The organism is Streptomyces sp. WY228 (assembly GCF_019287315.1).
Lineage (GTDB): Bacteria > Actinomycetota > Actinomycetes > Streptomycetales > Streptomycetaceae > Streptomyces > Streptomyces caviscabies.
The window spans coordinates 8,032,414-8,050,942 of the sequence record NZ_CP079114.1 but is presented as its reverse complement, the minus strand read 5'-3'; the positions used below and the strand labels follow the sequence as shown (position 1 = coordinate 8,050,942).

Sequence of the window (18,529 nt, the reverse complement as noted above, 5' to 3'; positions counted from 1 at the left end):
GTCGCCGGAATTCGTGGACGAGTGTGCCGGGTTCCCATCAGCCGCCCCATGAAACACGCAGGCGGGTCTGGAGGCGAAGCAAGAACGGCCCATTTGCAACGATTCCGGTCGGCAAGAGGAACCCGCGCGTCAGCCGGGGCCCGGACCGAAAGGACTGCCGTCTAGGCGGTCGAGCAGCTCGGCGACATCCCCGTAGACCGCCTCCGCTCCTGCCCGCTCCAGGTCTGCACGAGGAATACCGCCCGACAGGAGAGCAACTGCAGTCACCCCGGCCCGGTCCGCCGCCTCCATGTCCCACACCGTGTCACCCACGAACACTGCCTGCCCCGCACTGACTCCGGCCAGCCGGCATGCCAGCTCGACAGGCTCCGGTGAGGGTTTGCCCCGGTCGACGTCGTCCGAGCTCGCAGTGGCCCGGACCGCGTCGTCAGCGCCCACCGCCCGCCGCAGAGCTGCGAGCTCCGTACCGCTCGCCGAGGTGGCGAGGACAACCCGCCAACCACGTCCGGCCAGAGTCCGCAGCAGGTCGCCCGCGCCACGGAACGCGGGAAGGCGGTCGAAGTACGTCGCGTAGAGCACGGTGTGGGCGGAGCTGATGGCCGCGTCCTGCTCGGGGTCCCTGTCGGACCCCAGCAGCCGCTCGATCAGATCACCGGAGCCGAGCCCGACCGCCCGGTGGATGTCCGGCATAGCCACGGTGTGCCCGGCCTGCCGGAACGCCTCCCACCACGCCACCACGTGGAGGTGATTGGTATCGGTGAGCGTTCCGTCCACATCGAAGATCGCCGCGCCAGTCATGTCTCCCGCTTTCACCGGCCGTCAGGCCTCGCGCCCCTGGATGTCCGCCTCGTCGGTGACACCGACGGCCGCTTCCTCCGCCGACGCCGCGCCGCCGTCGGTGCCCACGTCCTCGGCGAATACGTCGTTCTCCCGCCCGGCCGCGTCGGCCGACGCTCTGAGCCGTCCTGCCCGGGGCTCGCGCTCGGATCCCTCCAAGAGCTCGCCCTCGCCCCCGGTGAGGTCGCCGATGCCGTCACCATCGGGTGCTTCGACGTCGTCGGCCTCCTGGGCGAGCCGCTGGTCCAGGGACTCACCGTCGCGCGCCTCGGCCCCGGTCGTGCCGAACTTGTTCACGGCCAAGGGGCGTTCGGGAGGGGAGTACCCCTCTTCCAACCGGTCGTCCAGATTCCGTTCTTCGAGCGTGTTCTCCAGATCGAGCTCGTCGTTCGGCGGATCGCCGCCATCGTCGTCCTGCGGCTGGTACACATCGTCGCCGCGTGCGTCTGCAGGCATGTCCCGATTCCTCCGTCGTACGGCGGCCGGTTCCCGGACCGCCGGTGGGCGTCAGCGGCCGAGGGCTTTGCGAAGCTGTTCCTTATTCATGGAGGAACGCCCGTCGATGTTCTTGTTGCTGGCGTCCGTGTAGAGCTGGTCCTTCGTGGGGCCGTGCACGCCCTTGTGGGAGCGTCCGTCGCCGCGCGCTGCGAAGACTCTCGGCCATATCTACTTCTCGCCTTCTCAGCGGGACGGCTGTCCGCCTCTCGTCCAGAATGTGTTGCTTGCAGGAGGGCCGCCACTCAGGCAGTTACGGAATGTATGCAAAGCTCACGCCTCAAGGCAGGAAGCGTCCGCTGGAACACGGTCATCCCACAGCGCACTTCCCGCCCCAGGGCGCTGTCACCGACCAAGATCAGGCCGGAACAATGCGTGCTCTCAGACCCAGGTGTATTGACCTGGAGCGTTGTTTACGCGGCTGATGGGTGGCTGGCCTTCACGTGCGGTATGGCATCGGTGGCAGTTGTAGATGTGGCGGAAATCCGCCAGGGCGTCGGTGCGTTCAGTGTTGCTGGAGTACGGGCGGCCGGGATCGGGAGCAGGAGCCGTTGTCCGTGAGGACGCGTTCGACGGTGATGCTGTGAGCGGTGAAGAAGGCGTTCGCTCGCCGCCAGAACGCGGCGGCGGTCTCCTTGCGCTCGCTGGTCAGGACCTCGCTGTGGGCGAGCCGGGAGTGGTCATCCATGGCGGAGTGGACGAAGCCGTAGCCGATCACGGTGCTACCGCCCTTGCGCGCGTCGGTGGCGGCCTGCCGGTTGGCGAGGGCTTGCTGGCGGGGCATGATCCGATGTCCGCCGCCGTCGGGGATGTTGCCGAGTTCCTTGAGACGCGTGGAGGTGAGGAACGGCCCCATCTCCTCGCCCCTGCGTGGGGATTACGGTCCTCGCCGCGCGCTACGGCGTAGGGGCCGGTCGTCAGCGCGTCCTGGGCTACTGGGGCTGAGGGTAGAGCTGCTCGATCCGGTCTCGTTTGGTGTACATGTCCCAGTACTGCTCGGCGAGGTCGTCGGGGTCGACGAGGGGGAACTCCGCAGTCGATCCAGTGGAGGTTCCGGCTTTGGCGATGAGGGCGCTCAACTCGCTGCGGTCGATCGTCGCACCGACGGAGAGGGTGCCGGCATAGATTCCCGCCTCAGCGAGCTCACCGTGGAGAGAGTGCAGGTAGTTACGGGCGGCGGCGCCTACGGGGGCCAGTCCGCTGAGCCGGGGCATGGGGCGGACGGCCGTGACGCCGGTGGTCAGGAGGAAGGCTCCATCGCCCCGCTCTGTCCACTCCGGCAGAACCGCACGTACCACTTCCACAGGCGTCAGCAAGAACATCGGAATGCCCTCTTCCAGGGCGGCAGCATCCATCTCGGCGGCTGGAATCAGGCTCTGCTCGCTGCTGAACGGCCCGTACTCGACCACGTCGACGCGGCCAAAACGGTCGCGGATCCTCGCCACCAAGGCCGGCACTTCAGCGGGCCTGGACAGATCGGCGGTGAACCCGGCCGCCTCGATGCCGGCCACCGCCAGCTGCTCGACGAGGGCATCAAGGCGCTGTCTGCGGCGCGCCACCAGGGCGACACGGAAACCTTCGCGGCCGAAGCGGCGGGCGACAGAGGCGCCGAGACCGGTGCCGGCCCCGAAGACGGCGATCACTTTGGACATGCGGTGGACTCCTTGCTCCGGTCATCTTGACCCGCTGGTCAACTTACGGTTCGACGGTAACATGCAAGTTGACCCGGTGGTCACGTTCTGTCGACCGGCAGCACGCGGCAAGGGATACGCCAGGCCAGGGGACCAGGAGGAATCACCACATGCGGGCCGACGCACAACGGAACGCGGAGAAGCTGCGAGCAGCCGCTGCCGAGCTCTTCCAAGAACGCGGTCTGCAGGTGCCGCTCAAGGAGATCGCCCGACGGGCGGGCGTGAGCCACGGCACCCTCTACAACCTCTTCGGCACGCGTGAGGCACTCATCGACGAGGTGGTGACCGATCGCGCCGCACACATCCTGGACCAGGTCAGCCAGCAGGCCCTGTCTATGGAAGACGCCTGGGAGGGCTTCACGTATTACGTCGAGAAGCTCTGCGAACTCCAGGCCACCGATCCAGCCGTCGCCGACGTGGTCAGCGGGCGTTACCCGGACGCGAAACGCCTCATGGCCGCCTGCGCCCGGAGCATGGGCGCCGCACGGCAGATCGTTGAGCGGGCCCACGAAGCCCGCGTACTCCGTCCCGATTTCACCAACGCCGATCTGGTGTTCGCCTTTGCCGCCAATGCCCTGCTGGCCCGAGCCACCGGCGAGGCCGCACCAACCGGGTGGCGCCGCCAGGCCGCCTTCCTCCTGGACGGCCTGCGCACCGAGTCCTCCCGCCACCCTCTGCCCGCGAGCCAGCCGACCCCACAACAAGTCCACGACGCTATGGCAAGCCTCGGCGACAAGACATAGAACGATCAAGGGTGGCACGCACGCCCCGGCGGCACATCCATTGCCCGCAGGCCGCTCGTCCGGCGAACGCTGACCGTCACGGCGAGGCTGCCCACGGCGCCACCTCGACCCGAGAAATGCCCGACACCACCGCGGTGCCGCCTGGGGGTGAACGTGTCTCAAGCGCCTTCACGAGGGCCAGGCGCTGCACCACCGTCAACAACTCTCGTGGTCTAAACACCCAGTCGGCCCATCTCCGTCTGTCCGGGTGCTGGCCCCCTGCCCACTTCCGGTCGCCGAGGCCGGTGTTCCCGGGGGCGCTCCAGAAGCTGGGCGCGTGAGGCTGTGCGAGATTGAAGCCCTGACATTCGGCACGGGCCCCTCTGGCCCAGGTGACCGGCAGCATCGACCCCGAGGGCTGAGCCAGACATGCAGACGTTCTTGCCCTATCCCGACTTCGTCGCCTCCGCCGCAGTGCTCGACTCCCGGCGCTTGGGCAAGCAGCGCGTCGAAGCACTTCAGGTGTTGCGCGGCCTGACAGTCCCAGGTTACGGATGGCGGCACCACCCGGCCGTTCGCATGTGGACGGGCTATCAGGAGGCGCTGGTGCGGTATGGGCTCGAGGTCTGCCGGGTGTGGACGGCTACTGGGCGTGCGGACACGTGCGCCGCTTCGCTCGTGGCCGGTTTGTCGCCCCGCGGAACGGCGCCGAGTGTGCGGTCGCAGGCTGAACTCTCAGCGGTGCACGAGGTGCCGCCGTGGTTGGGGGACCCCGCATTCCACCGTAGTCACCGGTCCGCGCTTCGGAGTAAGGACCCGGCGATCTACGTCCCTCTCTTCCCGGACGACCCCGACGGCCTGCCCTACGTCTGGCCGGCCTCGGACCGCTCCGGATAGCTGAAGAACTCCGCGGCTCCGAGCCTCGCGGGCTTCGGCACGACGTGGTGATCCGCGGGTGCGCTCCGGGTCACTCCGCTGCCCCGGGTCGGCACTCGCTGCCTGGACCCAGAGCCAGGCGTCCGGTGTGATGGTTCCCAGGGGCGAGTCCGCGATCGGCCAACACCTGGAGCCGGTCGGTCATCGGCCGCAGCCCCAGCGACGGTAGAAGGCGCGTTGCGCAGGATGTCGTGCAGATGCGCCACCGGCGGATCGGAGACCGGGTGGTACTGGTGGAAGGCTCGGGCGCTACTGACCCACGCGAGCGGGATCCCGGCTGCGCAAGCCCGTTGGCCGAAGTCGGAGTCCTCGCCGCCGTACCCCTCGTGATCGGCTTCTTGATCAACCAACACCGCATACACCTGGAGAATCGCCAATGACCGACCACGAGCGACTCCTGAGCGGTCGCACGGCCGTCGTGACCGGTGGCGCACGTGGGCTCGGCAAGGCCATCGCCGAGGAACTGGCTGCCCGTGGCGTCAACGTGGCCCTCCTCGGCCTGGAAGGGGACGTCCTCGCCCAGGTGGCCATCGAACTCCCGACAGCGTCGCGGTCCTGGCCCGTGGACATTACCGACGACGTCGCAATGGCCCACGCCGCCGAGGACGTGCGACGTCTCATGGGCCCCGTTTCGATCGTCGTCGCCAACGCAGGAGTGGCCGAAGCCGGCCCTTTCGTCGACTCGGATCCGGACAGCTGGCGACGCGTGATCGAGATCAATCTGATCGGGAGCGCTGTCACCGCTCGCTCATTCCTGCCGCACCTGCTGGACACCCGCGGCCACTACCTGCAGATCGCCTCGCTCGCGTCCATCGGAGCGGTGCCGATGATGAGTGCCTACTGCGCGTCCAAAGCCGGCGTGGAATCCTTCACCCATTCCCTGCGTGCCGAAACGGCCTCCTGCGGTGTCAGCGTCGGGATTGCGTACCTGAACTGGATTGACACCGACATGATTCGCGACGCCGACCGTTACACGGTGATGAGGAAACTCCGAAGGCATATGCCGCGGCCCGCCCGCGCCGTCGGTTCCGCCGAGGATATGGCCCGCCGCGTGGTCACCTCGGTAGAGCGACGCGCGTCCTCCGTATACGTACCGGGGTGGCTTCGGAGCGGCCAGTTGGTGCGCGGCGTTCTACCAGGAGTCATCACTCAAATGTCCCGTAGGAAGCTGACGCACTCCCGGTATGCAGCGACGGGGCTGCTGGGAGTCGGACGACGAGCAGCACGACGCGCGACCGTTCGGGACGGTGGGAGCACAGCAGATCCGCGCTGAGGGGCCGAAGCAGAGGTCTGTCAGCAGCGCCAAGCCGTCACGTGGTGGACTTCCCCGCCCGGGCGGCCCAGGGCAGCGTAGGCGTGTGCAGACGGTGGACACTTCTGGCGCGCAGCGCGGCACGGGCCGCGTTCGCGCCGGGGGCCCCGTGCACGCCGCCACCGGGATGTGCGGATGCCGAGGCGAGGTAGAGATTTTTTACCGGTGTCTCGGGCCTTCCCGTGCCCGGGGTCGGGCGGAACACCAGCTGCTGGTGCGCGGCGGCGGTACCGCCGTTGATCGCGCCTCCGAGCAGGTTGGCATCCATGGACTCGATGGTCGGGGGAGCGAGAACCCGGCGGGAGATGACACGCGATCGGAACCCCGGCGCCCAGCGCTCGATCTCGTGCTCCATCCTGTCGGCCATGGCCTCCTGTTCGCGCCGGTCCCACCGTCCCGTGAGGCCGCCCTCGCCGGCGTCGCCCTTGATGCGGTGCGGAACGTGGGTGTAGGCCCAGGCCGACTCCGTCCCGGCGGGTGAGCGTGTAGCGTCCGCCGTGGTCATCTGCCCGAAGAGGAGGAAGGGGCGGTCGGGTACATGCCCGGTCGCGATCTGCGCGGCGAACCGGGTGAGACCGTCGACCCCGTCTGCCAGATGAACAGTCCCCGCGGTGGACGCCTCACCGGCGATCCACGGCACCGGCCCGTTCAGCGCCCAGTCGACCTTGAAGGTCGCGAAGTCCCACTGGAAGCGACGCAGATCGCTCAGCAGCTGATCAGGGAGAAACCGGGGGTCGACCATTCCGCCGTAGAGCGCCGGTGCGGAGACATCGGCGAGCACCGCTCGGGAGGCCGGAACGGATTCACCGCTCACGGTGCGTACGCCAACAGCACGGCCTGCGCGTACGACGATCTCGTCCACGCGCTCGCCACACCGGACGACACCGCCGTGCCGCTCCAGTCGCCGCACCAGAGCCGCAGTGAGCGCCCCGGCGCCCCCGACCGGCACGGGAAAGCCATAGGTCTGGCCGAGCATGGACATCAGCCAGCCGAAACCTCCGCTGCCTGCCGCCTCGGGGCCGAGGTCGGCGTGCAGCGCGTTCCCCGCAAGGAGGAGCCTCGCCGCTTCGCCGCGGAACCCCTCCTCACCGAGGCGACGCACGGGCAGGACCATCGTCCGCGCCAGACGAAGTCCCCCTGCCGCCCGGAGCTTGGCAGCCAGCCGGACGGTGGCCCGTACGGGTGGGAAGGGGGTGAAGAGAGCGCGCAGGATGTCAGGGCCCAGACGGGCCCAGGTGCCGAACAGATCGAGCCAAGCAGCCCCGTCACCCACCGCGAACGTATCCAGCCCGGCTGCCGTCTCACGCACCCCCGGTTCCAGCACGGCGCACCGGCCGTCCCGCAGCGGGTGGGCCAGCACCCGGGGAGCACGACTCCATTCGAGCCCCTCATCCTGGAGCTCCAGCCCGCCGAGGACAGGGGATGCGGCGGCCAGCGGGTAGAAGGCGCTGAAGAGGTCGCTCACATAGCCGGGATGGACTCCACGGTCGTGGCGGACCGCGCCGCCCGGTTCGGGCTGCTCCTCCAGCACCTCCACACTCCACCCCGCGGCGGCGAGAAGATTCGCCGCGACGAGCCCGTTGGGTCCCGCGCCGATGACCACCGCATCCGGCATCGTTGCCTCCTCATGTTCGCCGAGCCACCACTGCGCAGCCGCTCTGTCGTCGTACGGGCGGCAGGAGTCATGCGACCATGTGTTCGCCCCTTGGGGCGCTCTCGACCACGTCCGCCAGACGGGCGAGCATGGTGCGGTGACGCACCTGGACAAACGCGTCGATGGCGGTGTTGTGGAGCTTCGCGGCGGGCCCTCGCAAGGGGTGTTCATCGATGATCACCAGCGTGTTTTGTCCCCAGTGTCGTACCTTCAGCGCGATCCGGGCGGTGCCCAGCCAACCGCTATCGGCTTCCAGCTCCAGCACGTGCGGGGCCTCACAGCGTCGGACGACGGTGCGTCCCTGGGCGGACCACCAGCCCAGCTGGACCGTGTACGTGATGTCGGCGCCGACCTCGGGCCAGGTACCTTCACCAGGCGTCGTCTCAGACGTTCCCACCACCCAGTCGCCGTAGCGGGTGGGATCTGCGAGAACCGCCCAGACGTCCTCGACGGAACGTTCGATCAATCGGTGTCGTACAGCCATCGGTTCTCCAGTTCTCGTCGAATCCGCAGGCCCTCCGGTACCCGACCTCTTCTGACCTACGCATTCACTTTCGCAGGCATACGAGGGGTTCGCCGTCTGCTGGGCGACGAGCCGGGTACGTGCTGCCACGTGAAACCACTTTCCACGACTCCCCCGGCCACGGATTCTTCGACACCTCTCAAGAAGGCTCTGACCACCTCACTGCTGTACTTCTTCATCCTCGGGGACGTCCTCGGGGCGGGCGTGTACGTCCTGGTGGGCCAGGTCGCCGCCAAGTCCGGCGGTGCCGTGTGGGCTCCCCTGCTCGTGGCTCTCTGTCTGGCTCTCCTGACAGCCGCCTCGTACGCGGAGCTGGTGACCAAATATCCGCGTGCGGGCGGCGCTTCGCACTACGCAACCCTGGCCTACGGGCCGTTCCTCGGCTTCCTCGCCGGTTTCTGCATGCTGGCGGCCGGCATCGTGTCGGTGGCTGCCCTCGCCCGCGGATTCGGCGGTGACTATCTGTCCGAGTTCATCACGCTCCCCGTGGTGCTGGTGACGATCGTCTTTCTCATCGCGTTGGCGCTGTTGAACGCGCGGGGCATCCGTGAGTCGACCCGGGCCAACGTCGTCGCCACGGTCATCGAGGTCAGCGGGTTGCTCTTGGTGATCGGGCTCGGCGCCTGGATCGTGCTGCGCGGCGACGGTGACACAGGAAGGCTCACAGACCTGGGCACGTCACGTGAAGGGCCCGTGGGCGCCGTTCTCAGCGGCGCGGTGCTCGCCTACTACTCGTTCGTCGGGTTCGAGACGTCCGTCAACGTGGCCGAGGAGACGCGTGATCCCCGACGCTCGTACCCCCGAGCGCTCTTCGGCGCACTGCTTACTGCAGGCGCTGTGTACGCCTTGGTCGGCGTTGCGGCAGCCGTGGCCGTGCCGACCGAGAAGCTGACGGAATCCAGCGGGCCGCTCCTGGAAGTCGTCCGAAGGGCGGGAGGGATTCCCACCGAACTCTTCAGCGCCATCGCCTTGGTGGCCGTCGCGAACGGAGCACTGCTGACGGGCATCATGTCCTCGCGCCTGACCTACGGCATGGCGCGGGACGGCCTCCTGCCCCGTTTCCTGACAAAGGTCCTTCCCAGCCGACGCACCCCCTGGGCTGCTATCGCCACGACCACCGCGCTCTCGCTGGTCCTCGCGCTGACCGGGGATGTATCCACGCTCGCCTCCACCCTGGTCCTGCTGCTCCTGGTGGTCTTCTTCCTCGTCAACACCTCGCTCCTCGTCCTGCGCCGCGACCTGGTGTCGCAGGACCATTTTCGTGCACCGACCCTCGTCCCGGTCCTCGGAGCCCTGTCCTGCGTCCTGCTCGCCACCCGGATCGAACACGATGTGTGGTTGAGGGGGCTTCTTGTGCTGGCTGTCGGCGCGGGCCTCGGCATCATCGCCGCAGTGAAGTCACGGCGATCCTCCTGACGGGGTCTTCAGCATCCTGCGTGTTCCGTCGCACCGCCGGGATCGCGCCGAAGGTACGTCGCTGCGGCCGCCCACATACCCCACCAGCCGAGTGCGTCGACCGCTTTCGGCTCCGCGAGCAGGACTTGGTGCAGGTCGAAGACTCCGGGTCTTCGACCACCTGTCAGGCGACGGCGGCAGTAGCGGTTCGTTCGCGGCGGGCCGAGAAGTCCGCGCGCAGGAGACGCGGGAGGAAGGGCCGGGGCGTCGGTCGTGTCGAACCTGGCGAACCACATGGGGAAGATCGAGCGGCAACGGTACGGCTCCGTCCCGCTACTGCTTCCCGGCCCGCAGCCCGGTCCGTGCGCCCGCATGGCACTCACGTGCTGTCTGCCGATCAGGGCACTTCTGGAATATTCCCGTGTCTTATCTGACTTTTACGACGATTCATGGCATCTCTTAGGCGATCAGATGATCAGTACGACAATCATCTCGGCTTGAAGGAGCCTTCATGCGTATCTCCAGTTCCGTCCGATCCCGCAATGTCCGCACGGGCACCAAGGTGGCCGTCGCAGTCGCAGTCGCCGGTGCCACACTGGCCGGAGCTCCCGCCGCCTACGCCGCCCCTGGCGACAGCGGTGACATCGACATCCGCTCGGTCAGCTGGCACTCGAGCGGCGACCGCGAAGGGGTCGAGGTCTGCAAGTTCGTACTGGCGGCGAGCAACTTCGAGTCGTTCCCCTCGGTCCCCTGGACGATCACCGAGCAGCCCCCGACCGTGCCGCCGGGTACCACCCTGCTGGACACCCTTCCGCTCATCAACGGCAGTGCGCGCAGTGAGACGTACCGGCTCCCGGAGGGCACATACCAGCTGGTGTGGGTCGTCCCCGCGGGCCCGAAGCAGAAGAGCTTCAAGGTCGAGTGCCCCGACCGCGGTCACGGCGGCGGCAAGCCTCACAAGCCGCAGCGGCCCATCGGCGGGGTCCCCGCTGGCGGCGGCGGCGTCCCGGACATGGAGCCCATCAGCTCCGAGAGCGACTCGAATGCCGGCACCGCCGCCGCGCTGGTCGCCGGTGCCGCAGGAGCCGCGGGCCTGATCATGATGCGCCGGTCGGCTCGTCGCCGCGCCCGTGGCGAGGCGTGACGTCCGCTGCCGACGGCGACGAGGACCGACACGCGCGTGCCGCCTCACCATGACGCTGTGCGTGTCGTTCTCTCTGGTGGCCGGCATCGTCTGGGTGTCCTCGGACTCCTCCGAGGACACCCAGACGGTCACCGCCGCCCGGGGCAGCGACGCCGCGGGCGGCGGGCCGGAGCCGTTCCGACGGGCACCTCATACACCGGAGAAGCACGTGCCCGCCTCACACGCGCCCCTGGTGCCCTCCCGCCCCCTGAAGGTCGCCATTCCCGCCATCTTCATCGAGGCGCCGGTCACCGGGCTCGGCCTCGACAAGAAGGGCCGGCTAGAGGCCCCGCCCTTGAGCAAACCGAAGTTGACGGGCTGGTACGAGAAGGGGCCATCGCCCGGTGAGAACGGTACGTCCCTGCTCGTAGGTCACCGGGACACCAGGACCGGCCCGGCCATCTTCCTCAACCTCAACGCGCTGCGCCGGGGCGACAAGGTCAACGTGGTGCGCGCGGACCGCAAAACAGCGGTGTTCACGGTCGACACGGTGAAGACGTACACAAAGGACAAGTTCCCCGACGACAAGGTGTACGGGGACACCGGACGGCCCGAACTCCGGCTGCTGACCTGCGGCGGGCGCTTCGACGACAAGGCGGGCTACTCGGCGAACGTGGTCGTCTTCGCCCACCTCACGTCATTGAAGAAGGCGACCTGAACGCCGTGCGCAGATCGGCCGGTACCTCGGGACGAGGTACCGGCCGATCCTCATGACCGAGTCGAGCGCCTGCGCTCGTGGTGCGCCGCCGCGGGGACGCCGCACCACGTGGGGTGAAGATCGTTTAGGCGGTGCCCCGCCACGTGCCGGTCGCGGTGCCGCGGGACTCGATGAACTCCTTGAAATTCATCAGGTCGCTCTTGGCCTGCCGACGGACGAAGCCGAGCTTGTCGCCGACGGTGTCCGCGATCCCCTGCGGGTCGTGGTCAAGCTGAAGCATGACCTTGGTGTGAGTATCGTCCAGGCGGTGGAAGGTGACGACACCGGCTTGACGGACCTCGCCCGCCACCGTGGCCCAGGCCACTCGTTCGCCGGGGATCTGCTCGGTGATCTCAGCATCGAACTCCCGCTCCACACCATCCACCTTGGTCACCCAACGCGTCAGTGTGGACGTGCGCTGCTCGATGCGCTGCACCCCCTCCATGAACTGCGGGAACTCCTCGAACTGCGTCCACTGGTCGTAGGCCGTGCGCAACGGAACGGCGACCTTGACGGACTCCTCGATCTTCGACATACCCACTCCCTATGACAGCTGGGGCTCGGATGGCTACGCAGCGCCGCGTACCCGAAGCACTCGGTCGGAAACCGGCCAGGACGACACGCTCTGCCAGCGCGGTACCCCGGCTACTGCTGTTGTGCGCCGGGCACCACAGCGCGACGATGGGGGCAGAGTGAGTCCGGGATCGGAGGCACCATGATCGCCTCGGCGTTATCTTGCTGATCATCGACCTGGCGGCTGGCATCGGGGTGCTGTGGACCATCGGGATCACCCTGGTGGCCATCGGCCTCGCGCTGTGGGCCCTCGGAGCCCTGGGGCATGCAGTGGGAGGGCGACGGCACTATTGGTAGCCGACTGATCCTGACAGCCCCAGCGACCTCTCTCCATTGATTGACGCCATGGTTCTCTCACGAGCCCATAGATGGCTCAGCCGGAGCGGTCGGTCCCCCTTCCGAACCGGAACATACCCAGCGGGTTGGCAGGCAGGAGACGCGATGGCCTGCACAGGCCATGTCCGCAGGCCGGGTGCTCGTACGGGTACCGACTCGCCGAACCGCAAGAGATGTTAGAGGGCGCCACCGCACGGTCGCCGACCGGCAACTCAGCGACCTTTCTGCCAACCTCCTCGACGATTCCCATCGCTCGTGCCCCAGGATGTCGCCGGGATCGAGGTAAGGCTCCAGGACCTCATACAGACGCACCGGATCCACAGACACCCGTGGACGTCACGCGCACGATCACGTCGGCCGGACACTTGCCCGCGGAGTCGGGGACTGCCTTCACGCGGACATCACGCTTGCCGTGCCCTGCCGGGTGAGGTCACGCATCGGATCTCCGCCTTTGCCGAGCAAATGCCGATGGACTCGGAGGCAACTTCGCGTGTTGGTGCAGGCCGGCGGGTGGCAGGCCGTGTTCACAGACTCGTGAGAATTTGTGGGGCCATGTTCTTGAGCATGGTGTTGGTCCAGTGAATCTGTGCGAACCTCAGGTGCCGACGGCGTCCTTGGCGAACCAGCGCCGCGGCTGGTATGCGATGAGCGGGACGAGCTGGTCGATGCTGCGGTTGGCCGCCGACTTCGAGATGAGAGCCTCCCCTACCGCTTCCTCCAAGGCGGCGGCACCCGCCACCTCCTGGAATGCCAAGGCTGCCTGGAACAGCGGACCCTGCCGACCCGGTTCGCCTGGACGTCGTCCGCGCCCACCTGGAGGAGACCGAGCGGAACGAGCGCTGCCGTGCGCATCCGTTCGCCGAACTCAAGCAGCCGTCCGCGAACGGTGGCGGCCAGTTCCAGATGACGTGCCACTCGCACTCGTCCAGCCGATGGACCAAGGACGTCACGGCAGCCGAGACGGCCGGACTCGTGCGGGCGTACGTCGATATGCAGCTCTGGCCGCGGGGGAAGGCCGACTTTCCGGCGTGGCCTCCGACACGAGGTGCGTGTCGGGCTCTGAGGTTCTTCGGCAGGGCGGAACCGAGGGGAATGGACAGGTCAGCACCGCGACGCGATGAGCCGGTTGGCGAGCTCGACCGTTCCGAGGTACCACCAGAAGATCCAGTCCAGGAACGCTTCGTCGTAGTCGCCGCGCTGGTCTGCTTTCCGGTGGCGCAGGTCGTAGCGGTTGGCGATCTCGAAGAGGGCCCCTTCGTCCTTGCCGAGCTGGTCCTTGAGGAGGGCCCGGCGTTCCTCAAGGATGCCCGCAAGGGTCACGATCGCCGATCGCTTGCTTTCCGCCGCCGCGTCCCTGCCGCGGAAGAGGGCGATGGCATGACGGACCCGGACTGTGATGTCCGGGCCGCTGCTGACCAGCGCTTGGTGCACCAGCGCGCTGCGGGCGTCGTCGGTGATGGCGACCAGGCGACCGAGGTCCTCGCCTTCGGAGGCCAGCTCGTACTCGATGCCGGCCTCGCGGAACAGCTCGTTGACCTTGCCCCGGTAGAGGATGCGGGCGGGCCCGTTGTGGAACTCCGAGTAGTGCCAGCCGCACCCGTTATAAGAGTGGAGCTGCCGGGTGCGGGGGCGGCTGACGAGGTCGTGGAAGACCTCGATCAGTCCGAAGAAGATGTCCTCGTCCCACGTAGCCGGGGTCAAGGGCCACAGGGCGGGGATGCCCAGGCGGTGCTCGATCACCCGCGAGGCGTCCGGCAGCACGGTGGAGTCATCCACACATTCCTTGCCGAAGACCTCCACCAGGTAGCCGCTGTCGGCGAAGTCGCTGATGATCCGTTCGAAGCCACGCCGGGAATCCCGTGGGGCACTGCCGTCGTGCGAGAGGCCGCGCCCTTGCCGCTGCGGCCAGTACGGCCGGGGCTCGACGGCACGGCGCAGCTCGGAGGCACGGCCGACCAGCTCGGTAAGCCAGTCCCGCTTGCCCATCCCCTGCTGCTCCCCCCAACCAGGGGTTGTACTTGCCCACGGATCATCCGAAGGCGCGGGGCGGGTGGGCAACTCCTCGAAGTCGGCCACCACCGTAGTACCGGCGAAGGCCTCCGTCAGAAGCCAGACCGCCTGGTCTCCCCACCATCTGTTCGGGACCCGCAAGACCCGCTCGCCCTCGGACGCGAACAGTGGCGCAGGCCAGAGAAGCTCGTAATTGCTCAGATCTAAACTCACCGGCCCATCATCGCCCACCCGGGCAAGCATCAACTGGCCAACGGGGCATGCCGATATGCACTCCGGATACGTGACCGAGCCCTCGGACCAGTAGTGGTCCGAGGGCTCGCGGGCTGCCCAGATGGCATGGCTGCTACAGGTCGAACTCGAGGTGTTCGATGTCGGTGAAGCGGACTTCGTCCAGGGAGCCGGCGCGGCGGCCGCCGTCCTGGAAGTAGACCTCCTTGAGGGCTTCGGCGGCGATCTCCTGGAGACGGTCGTCGGACGCGCCCTGCTCCTGGGCCTCGAAGAGCCGGGCGGCGTGGACCGGCGGGAGAGCGACGGTGAGGTGGCGGATGCGGTCCTGGTCGGTGGAGCCGATCGGGGCGGTGTAGCCGAGGCGGGCGCGGGTGTCGATGATGATGCCGCCCGTGGACGCCGCCTTCGCCTTGGCCTTGGCCCGGACCTGAGGCTGCCACCGCTGCTTCACTTCCCGGTCCAAGCGTCCGGCGAGGTCAGTACGGGGCTTCTTGATCTGGTCCTTCACGTACCGGTCGACGGTGCGCTGGGAGACCCGCAGCATCTGCGCGCCGGCGCTCTTCGGTGCCGGGCGGGTGAACGCCTTCTGCACCGCCTTGTTCAGTCCGTCCCCGATCAGGCTCATCGTCTTCTACTCTCCGTTGTCGGCGTCGGTGACGGTGCCGTCCTTGATGAACCGGGCGAAGTTCAGCTGCGGGGCGTCGAACTGCTCGCGGACCCCTTCGCCCCACAGCACGGTCTGGGTGCCCTCGTGCTTGACCAGGCCGGGGTTGATGCCCAGCTTGAACCCGCCGGGGAGCGGCTTGCCGTCCCGGTAGGGCACGACGTCCAGCGGCGAGGGCCCGTTCGCGGCGTAGACGACGCAGTCGGACAGGACCGCGATCGGGTACTGCCCGGTGAACGCCGCGTGCTTGACGATCTTGCGGTGCAGGTTGATCCGGGTGCGGGAGATGACCGCCGCCCGGATGTCCGGCCGCCACGTCGGGCGCTCCAGGGCCCGCCACCGCTCGCCCGGCCGCCAGCCCTCCCCGCGCGGGCGCTCGCGGAGCTTGCCGACGCCGCCCTTAACCGTCGCCTTGATCGCCGTGATGACGATGCCCAGCTCCGGGTCACGGTCCTTGTAGCCGTCCATCGCCGTCAGGAAGTCCTCGGGTGAGAGGTCGGTGGTGACGCCGAGGTCGGCCATGGTGGCGAGGTAGGCGTCGCGCAGCCGCTGGTACCAGCCGTCCAGGTAGCGGCCGTTGTCGTACCGGACGTACGCCTCGGTCGGCCGGACGTCGTACCCGAGTTCCTGGGCGTACGCGACGGTCGGCGTCGCATACCAGGCTGGGCCGGTCGGCCGGTCGCCCTTCGGCGTGAACGGGGAAGGCAGCAGGCTGCCGTCCAGGTCCACCCACTCCTTGCCGGCCTTCACATGGGACAGGTCGACGTGGGAGAGGTCGACCAGCCACGAGCCGGGCAGCTTCGGGTCGAACGCCGGGTTCTTGATGTGGGTGGGCTCGCCGAGGCCGACGGTCAGGCCGTTGGCGCCGGCGGCGAACGCCATGTTGACGTCGATGCCGACGAGGTAGTGCAGGGTGCACTCCGCGTCGGTCATCGGCCGCGCCCAGTCGTACGCCTCCTCGAACAGCTTCTCGGAGGGGCCGCGGACGTGGAAGCGCGGCAGGTCCAGGGCGTTGAGGACCGGGTGCCCGTCGGGGGCCTCGGGCGGTGCGCAGTCCACCGGGTCCGAACCGAGCGAGCCGGGTGTCTTGGTGTCGGCCTGCCGCAGGGCGCCGGTCTCCTCGTCCCGTACGGCGTGGGTCGGCGGGTGCAGCGCGGTCATCAGTTCCAGGCCTGTCACGGCGGTGGAACCGCGCGGCGTCATCACCCGCATCGCGAAGGTGCCCAGAACCCGGGCGAGCTCCGCCGGCGGCAGCTGCGCGGCGGCGCCCCAGAAGCGGGGGTCCAGCGCGTTCCACGACGGGATACACAGCTGGACGCACTGGCGCTCCGAGCCCTTGGCCGGGCGGTAGATCCTCGCCCACGGCCCGAGGCCCCTCTTCGTCAGCTTCCAGTCGGCCCGGGTCAGCTGCTTAATGACCTTGTGGCCCTCCGGGATCCGCCCGGCATCCTTCTCCTGCGCCGTGAACGTGACGGGCAGCCCGTACCGCTCCAGCGCGGCCTCGGTGAGGACGAGCAGCGGGTCGGCCGGCCTTCCCGGACCGGACAGCTTCGGCTGCCCGAGCTTCGCCTCCTTGAGCGTCCAGTCCACCAGGGAGGGCAGGGACTTGGCGGGCACGTCCAGGACCAGGCCGCCGACGCCGTACGCCACCACCTTCCCGTCCTCGACGTCGACGACCGCCAACGGCCCGTTCTCGAACCGCGGATCCGTACCGCCCGCGGGGGTGTTGGCCGCGGCTGCCTTCCGTGCGCCGGGGCGGCGCGACGTCGACGGCCTGGTGGTGCTCGCCGGACGCGGCGCGGCCGCCGGAGCGTCCACGAGATCCGAAGCGGGAACCTGCGGCTTCACCGGCTCACTCACGACTCCGGCGCTGGAGATCGGCTCGGTGGGCTGCGGCCCAGCCGGAGCGGGCACGCCGGTGAACGTGGCGGGCACCGGGATGTCCGACGCGGTCGCCTCCTCTGCGGCCGGAGCCGGGGTGGCGGGGTAGAGCTCCGCGAGCTTGTCGAGCAGCCGGGCGTACGCGTCCCGCTCCGGGGGGCGGGGCTCGGTCTTCCCGGACTCCCACCCGGACACCGTGGCCCGGCGGACCTTCAGCGCCCCGGCGACCTCGTCGATCGTCAGGCCGTGCGCGGCGCGCAGCCGCTTGCGTTCCGCCGGGGGCGGCAGGGTGGCGCGGGACGCGAGCAGGGCGTCGACCGCGTCGAACAACTCGGACATGGAACACCTCCTGACCAACACCCTACACCATGAACCGTACGATGCGCGTACGTTTCGCGTACGTATCCCGTACGAACACCGTGCAGGTGTGCTCAGGTGTCAGTGAAAGGGGAACGGTGCCATCTGTTGTCAGGACGCCAGCGAGGCCAGCAGGCCGTCTCCGCCCAGCGAGCGCTCAAACGGTGCGGTGAGGGCTTGCTGGGCCTCCTGGACTGAGCCGGAGACCGCTGCGAGGTCCGGGAACTGCGCGGCCAGCTCAGCACGGAGACGGGCGGTCGCCTCGTCGACGGCCTGCTTGCGGGCAGCGCGGTCCAACTCCTCCTCGTCGGGTTCGAGCGCAAGCGCGGCAGCCCGGACCCGGTCGGCCTGCCGTTCTGCGGCCTCATGCTCCAGCCGCTCGGCAAGGCGCCGGCCCGCGACTTCGGCTTCTCTGCGGCATTCGGCGCACTCGCCGTTCACAGGGGGTGCGCCGACGCCCGGGGCGTCACAGGCCGTGCAGGTCCACCAGCCCGGCCGGTGAGCTGCCGGACGGGCGGCGGGGACACCTCGTCCAGTTCCAGCCCCAGCCTTCCGTGCGGTGCGCCGCGCCTCGCACGCCCGGCACTCCTGCCCGGTGTCGATGTCCGTCCCGTCCTCGCATCGGGCGTACTCGCACTGGCCCGGCTCGATCAGCGCGAGGGCCACACCCACCGGACTGCCGATGCCCCTGCCGCCGGCCGAGTGATGTGCGTCGGCGTACCCGTGCCGCACCCATCGGCGGGCCGCACGCTCGATCACCTGCTCCGCCGTACGCCCGGCCATGGCCTCCAGCACCTTCGCCCGGTGCTGTTTCGGCAGGCCCCCGTAAGGCAGCAACGATGTCGATCAGCGCCTGGAGCCACACCGCCGGGGCCGGCCCCGCCGCCGCCTGCTCGGAGACCCGGGCAAAAAACTGGCGCTGGCGGGCGAGAACCGCGTCGCCCACCTCCTGCTTCGAGGCGAAGTGGTGGTAGAAACCCCCGCGGGAGACGCCGGCGACGTCCTGGATCTCCGGGATGCTCGCCGCCGCGT

General features: G+C 68.7%; 19 protein-coding genes and 3 pseudogenes. 8 read left to right on the top strand and 14 right to left on the bottom strand.

Annotated features, from left to right (window positions below; translation table 11 throughout):
* Positions 1–129: 129 nt before the first annotated feature.
* The 5 genes and pseudogenes from KV381_RS35145 to KV381_RS35130 form a co-directional block, all read right to left on the bottom strand.
* On the bottom strand, positions 130–798 hold the full coding sequence (locus KV381_RS35145) for an HAD family hydrolase (RefSeq protein WP_030084811.1): 669 nt from the start codon (positions 796–798) through the stop codon (positions 130–132).
* A gap of 21 nt (positions 799–819) precedes the next feature.
* Positions 820–1,293, bottom strand: coding sequence for a DUF5709 domain-containing protein (locus KV381_RS35140; RefSeq protein ID WP_030627988.1), 474 nt, complete (start codon positions 1,291–1,293; stop codon positions 820–822).
* 51 nt (positions 1,294–1,344) lie between these two features.
* A pseudogene (locus KV381_RS36855) lies at positions 1,345–1,479 on the bottom strand (plasmid stabilization protein); the annotation flags it as partial.
* 234 nt (positions 1,480–1,713) lie between these two features.
* Positions 1,714–2,203, bottom strand: a pseudogene (locus tag KV381_RS35135) (IS481 family transposase); the annotation flags it as partial.
* Between the two features lie 61 nt (positions 2,204–2,264).
* Complete coding sequence (locus tag KV381_RS35130) at positions 2,265–2,984, bottom strand: SDR family oxidoreductase (protein ID WP_030627991.1); 720 nt, start codon at positions 2,982–2,984, stop codon at positions 2,265–2,267.
* A gap of 149 nt (positions 2,985–3,133) precedes the next feature.
* Between KV381_RS35130 and KV381_RS35125 the strand changes: the two genes are divergently transcribed.
* From KV381_RS35125 to KV381_RS35115, 3 genes are all read left to right on the top strand, one after another.
* Entirely contained in the window at positions 3,134–3,766 is a 633-nt protein-coding gene (locus tag KV381_RS35125) for a TetR/AcrR family transcriptional regulator (protein WP_030084817.1), read from the top strand.
* A 408-nt stretch (positions 3,767–4,174) separates the two neighbouring features.
* Complete coding sequence (locus KV381_RS35120) at positions 4,175–4,642, top strand: MSMEG_6728 family protein (RefSeq protein ID WP_030627993.1); 468 nt, start codon at positions 4,175–4,177, stop codon at positions 4,640–4,642.
* Positions 4,643–5,057: 415 nt separating this feature from the next.
* A complete protein-coding gene (locus tag KV381_RS35115; protein WP_218787073.1) occupies positions 5,058–5,954 on the top strand; it encodes an SDR family oxidoreductase in 897 nt (298 codons plus the stop codon).
* 37 nt (positions 5,955–5,991) lie between these two features.
* On the opposite strand, the gene KV381_RS35110 is transcribed toward KV381_RS35115, so the two are convergent.
* Together KV381_RS35110 and KV381_RS35105 are read right to left on the bottom strand one after the other, a co-directional pair.
* Positions 5,992–7,608 carry an NAD(P)/FAD-dependent oxidoreductase gene (locus KV381_RS35110; protein ID WP_030084821.1) on the bottom strand — a complete coding sequence of 539 codons (1,617 nt, stop codon included), beginning with the start codon at positions 7,606–7,608 and terminating at the stop codon, positions 5,992–5,994.
* Between the two features lie 67 nt (positions 7,609–7,675).
* The gene (locus KV381_RS35105) at positions 7,676–8,131 is read right to left on the bottom strand and encodes an SRPBCC family protein (protein WP_030084823.1); all 456 of its coding nucleotides are present in this window, start codon (positions 8,129–8,131) and stop codon (positions 7,676–7,678) included.
* A gap of 129 nt (positions 8,132–8,260) precedes the next feature.
* Here KV381_RS35105 and KV381_RS35100 point away from each other — a divergent pair, with 129 nt between their 5' ends.
* The 3 genes from KV381_RS35100 to KV381_RS35090 all read left to right on the top strand — a co-directional run bounded on the left by KV381_RS35100 (position 8,261) and on the right by KV381_RS35090 (position 11,406).
* Positions 8,261–9,586: an APC family permease gene (locus tag KV381_RS35100; RefSeq protein ID WP_218787072.1), complete on the top strand. Its 1,326-nt coding sequence runs from the start codon at positions 8,261–8,263 to the stop codon at positions 9,584–9,586.
* Positions 9,587–10,076: 490 nt separating this feature from the next.
* Positions 10,077–10,709: a hypothetical protein gene (locus KV381_RS35095; RefSeq protein ID WP_030084827.1), complete on the top strand. Its 633-nt coding sequence runs from the start codon at positions 10,077–10,079 to the stop codon at positions 10,707–10,709.
* A 49-nt stretch (positions 10,710–10,758) separates the two neighbouring features.
* Positions 10,759–11,406 (top strand): class F sortase, encoded by a 648-nt coding sequence (locus KV381_RS35090; protein WP_030084829.1) that lies wholly within the window; start codon positions 10,759–10,761, stop codon positions 11,404–11,406.
* Positions 11,407–11,530: 124 nt separating this feature from the next.
* On the opposite strand, the gene KV381_RS35085 is transcribed toward KV381_RS35090, so the two are convergent.
* Entirely contained in the window at positions 11,531–11,980 is a 450-nt protein-coding gene (locus tag KV381_RS35085) for an SRPBCC family protein (RefSeq protein WP_030628003.1), read from the bottom strand.
* 197 nt (positions 11,981–12,177) lie between these two features.
* Between KV381_RS35085 and KV381_RS36850 the strand changes: the two genes are divergently transcribed.
* Positions 12,178–12,315, top strand: coding sequence for a DUF6131 family protein (locus tag KV381_RS36850; RefSeq protein WP_234024653.1), 138 nt, complete (start codon positions 12,178–12,180; stop codon positions 12,313–12,315).
* A 199-nt stretch (positions 12,316–12,514) separates the two neighbouring features.
* Here KV381_RS36850 and KV381_RS35080 read toward each other — a convergent pair.
* From KV381_RS35080 to KV381_RS36840, 6 genes and pseudogenes are all read right to left on the bottom strand, one after another.
* Positions 12,515–12,748: pseudogene (locus KV381_RS35080) on the bottom strand (alcohol dehydrogenase catalytic domain-containing protein); the annotation flags it as partial.
* 201 nt (positions 12,749–12,949) lie between these two features.
* Entirely contained in the window at positions 12,950–13,075 is a 126-nt protein-coding gene (locus KV381_RS36845) for a hypothetical protein (RefSeq protein WP_256995217.1), read from the bottom strand.
* Between the two features lie 380 nt (positions 13,076–13,455).
* Entirely contained in the window at positions 13,456–14,577 is a 1,122-nt protein-coding gene (locus tag KV381_RS35075) for a hypothetical protein (protein WP_306438628.1), read from the bottom strand.
* 133 nt (positions 14,578–14,710) lie between these two features.
* A complete protein-coding gene (locus KV381_RS35070) occupies positions 14,711–15,220 on the bottom strand; it encodes an XRE family transcriptional regulator (RefSeq protein ID WP_218787070.1) in 510 nt (169 codons plus the stop codon).
* A 6-nt stretch (positions 15,221–15,226) separates the two neighbouring features.
* On the bottom strand, positions 15,227–17,479 hold the full coding sequence (locus KV381_RS35065) for a helix-turn-helix transcriptional regulator (RefSeq protein ID WP_030628008.1): 2,253 nt from the start codon (positions 17,477–17,479) through the stop codon (positions 15,227–15,229).
* Positions 17,480–17,608: 129 nt separating this feature from the next.
* Positions 17,609–18,280: a hypothetical protein gene (locus tag KV381_RS36840; protein WP_030084835.1), complete on the bottom strand. Its 672-nt coding sequence runs from the start codon at positions 18,278–18,280 to the stop codon at positions 17,609–17,611.
* A 56-nt stretch (positions 18,281–18,336) separates the two neighbouring features.
* On the opposite strand from KV381_RS36840, the gene KV381_RS36835 reads away from it, so the two are divergent.
* Positions 18,337–18,471, top strand: a complete 135-nt coding sequence (locus KV381_RS36835) for a hypothetical protein (protein WP_256995215.1) — start codon at positions 18,337–18,339, stop codon at positions 18,469–18,471.
* Positions 18,472–18,529 lie beyond the last annotated feature (58 nt).

What these genes read in the sequence shown, in the direction of transcription:
- KV381_RS35145 (WP_030084811.1), bottom strand. Translation starts at nt 798, where the DNA reads ATGACTGGCGCGGCGATCTTCGATGTGGACGGAACGCTCACCGATACC.
- KV381_RS35140 (WP_030627988.1), bottom strand. Translation starts at nt 1,293, where the DNA reads ATGCCTGCAGACGCACGCGGCGACGATGTGTACCAGCCGCAGGACGAC.
- KV381_RS35130 (WP_030627991.1), bottom strand. Translation starts at nt 2,984, where the DNA reads ATGTCCAAAGTGATCGCCGTCTTCGGGGCCGGCACCGGTCTCGGCGCC.
- KV381_RS35125 (WP_030084817.1), top strand. Translation starts at nt 3,134, where the DNA reads ATGCGGGCCGACGCACAACGGAACGCGGAGAAGCTGCGAGCAGCCGCT.
- KV381_RS35120 (WP_030627993.1), top strand. Translation starts at nt 4,175, where the DNA reads ATGCAGACGTTCTTGCCCTATCCCGACTTCGTCGCCTCCGCCGCAGTG.
- KV381_RS35115 (WP_218787073.1), top strand. Translation starts at nt 5,058, where the DNA reads ATGACCGACCACGAGCGACTCCTGAGCGGTCGCACGGCCGTCGTGACC.
- KV381_RS35110 (WP_030084821.1), bottom strand. Translation starts at nt 7,608, where the DNA reads ATGCCGGATGCGGTGGTCATCGGCGCGGGACCCAACGGGCTCGTCGCG.
- KV381_RS35105 (WP_030084823.1), bottom strand. Translation starts at nt 8,131, where the DNA reads ATGGCTGTACGACACCGATTGATCGAACGTTCCGTCGAGGACGTCTGG.
- KV381_RS35095 (WP_030084827.1), top strand. Translation starts at nt 10,077, where the DNA reads ATGCGTATCTCCAGTTCCGTCCGATCCCGCAATGTCCGCACGGGCACC.
- KV381_RS35090 (WP_030084829.1), top strand. Translation starts at nt 10,759, where the DNA reads ATGACGCTGTGCGTGTCGTTCTCTCTGGTGGCCGGCATCGTCTGGGTG.
- KV381_RS35085 (WP_030628003.1), bottom strand. Translation starts at nt 11,980, where the DNA reads ATGTCGAAGATCGAGGAGTCCGTCAAGGTCGCCGTTCCGTTGCGCACG.
- KV381_RS35070 (WP_218787070.1), bottom strand. Translation starts at nt 15,220, where the DNA reads ATGAGCCTGATCGGGGACGGACTGAACAAGGCGGTGCAGAAGGCGTTC.
- KV381_RS35065 (WP_030628008.1), bottom strand. Translation starts at nt 17,479, where the DNA reads ATGTCCGAGTTGTTCGACGCGGTCGACGCCCTGCTCGCGTCCCGCGCC.
- KV381_RS36840 (WP_030084835.1), bottom strand. Translation starts at nt 18,280, where the DNA reads ATGGCCGGGCGTACGGCGGAGCAGGTGATCGAGCGTGCGGCCCGCCGA.
- KV381_RS36835 (WP_256995215.1), top strand. Translation starts at nt 18,337, where the DNA reads ATGTCGATCAGCGCCTGGAGCCACACCGCCGGGGCCGGCCCCGCCGCC.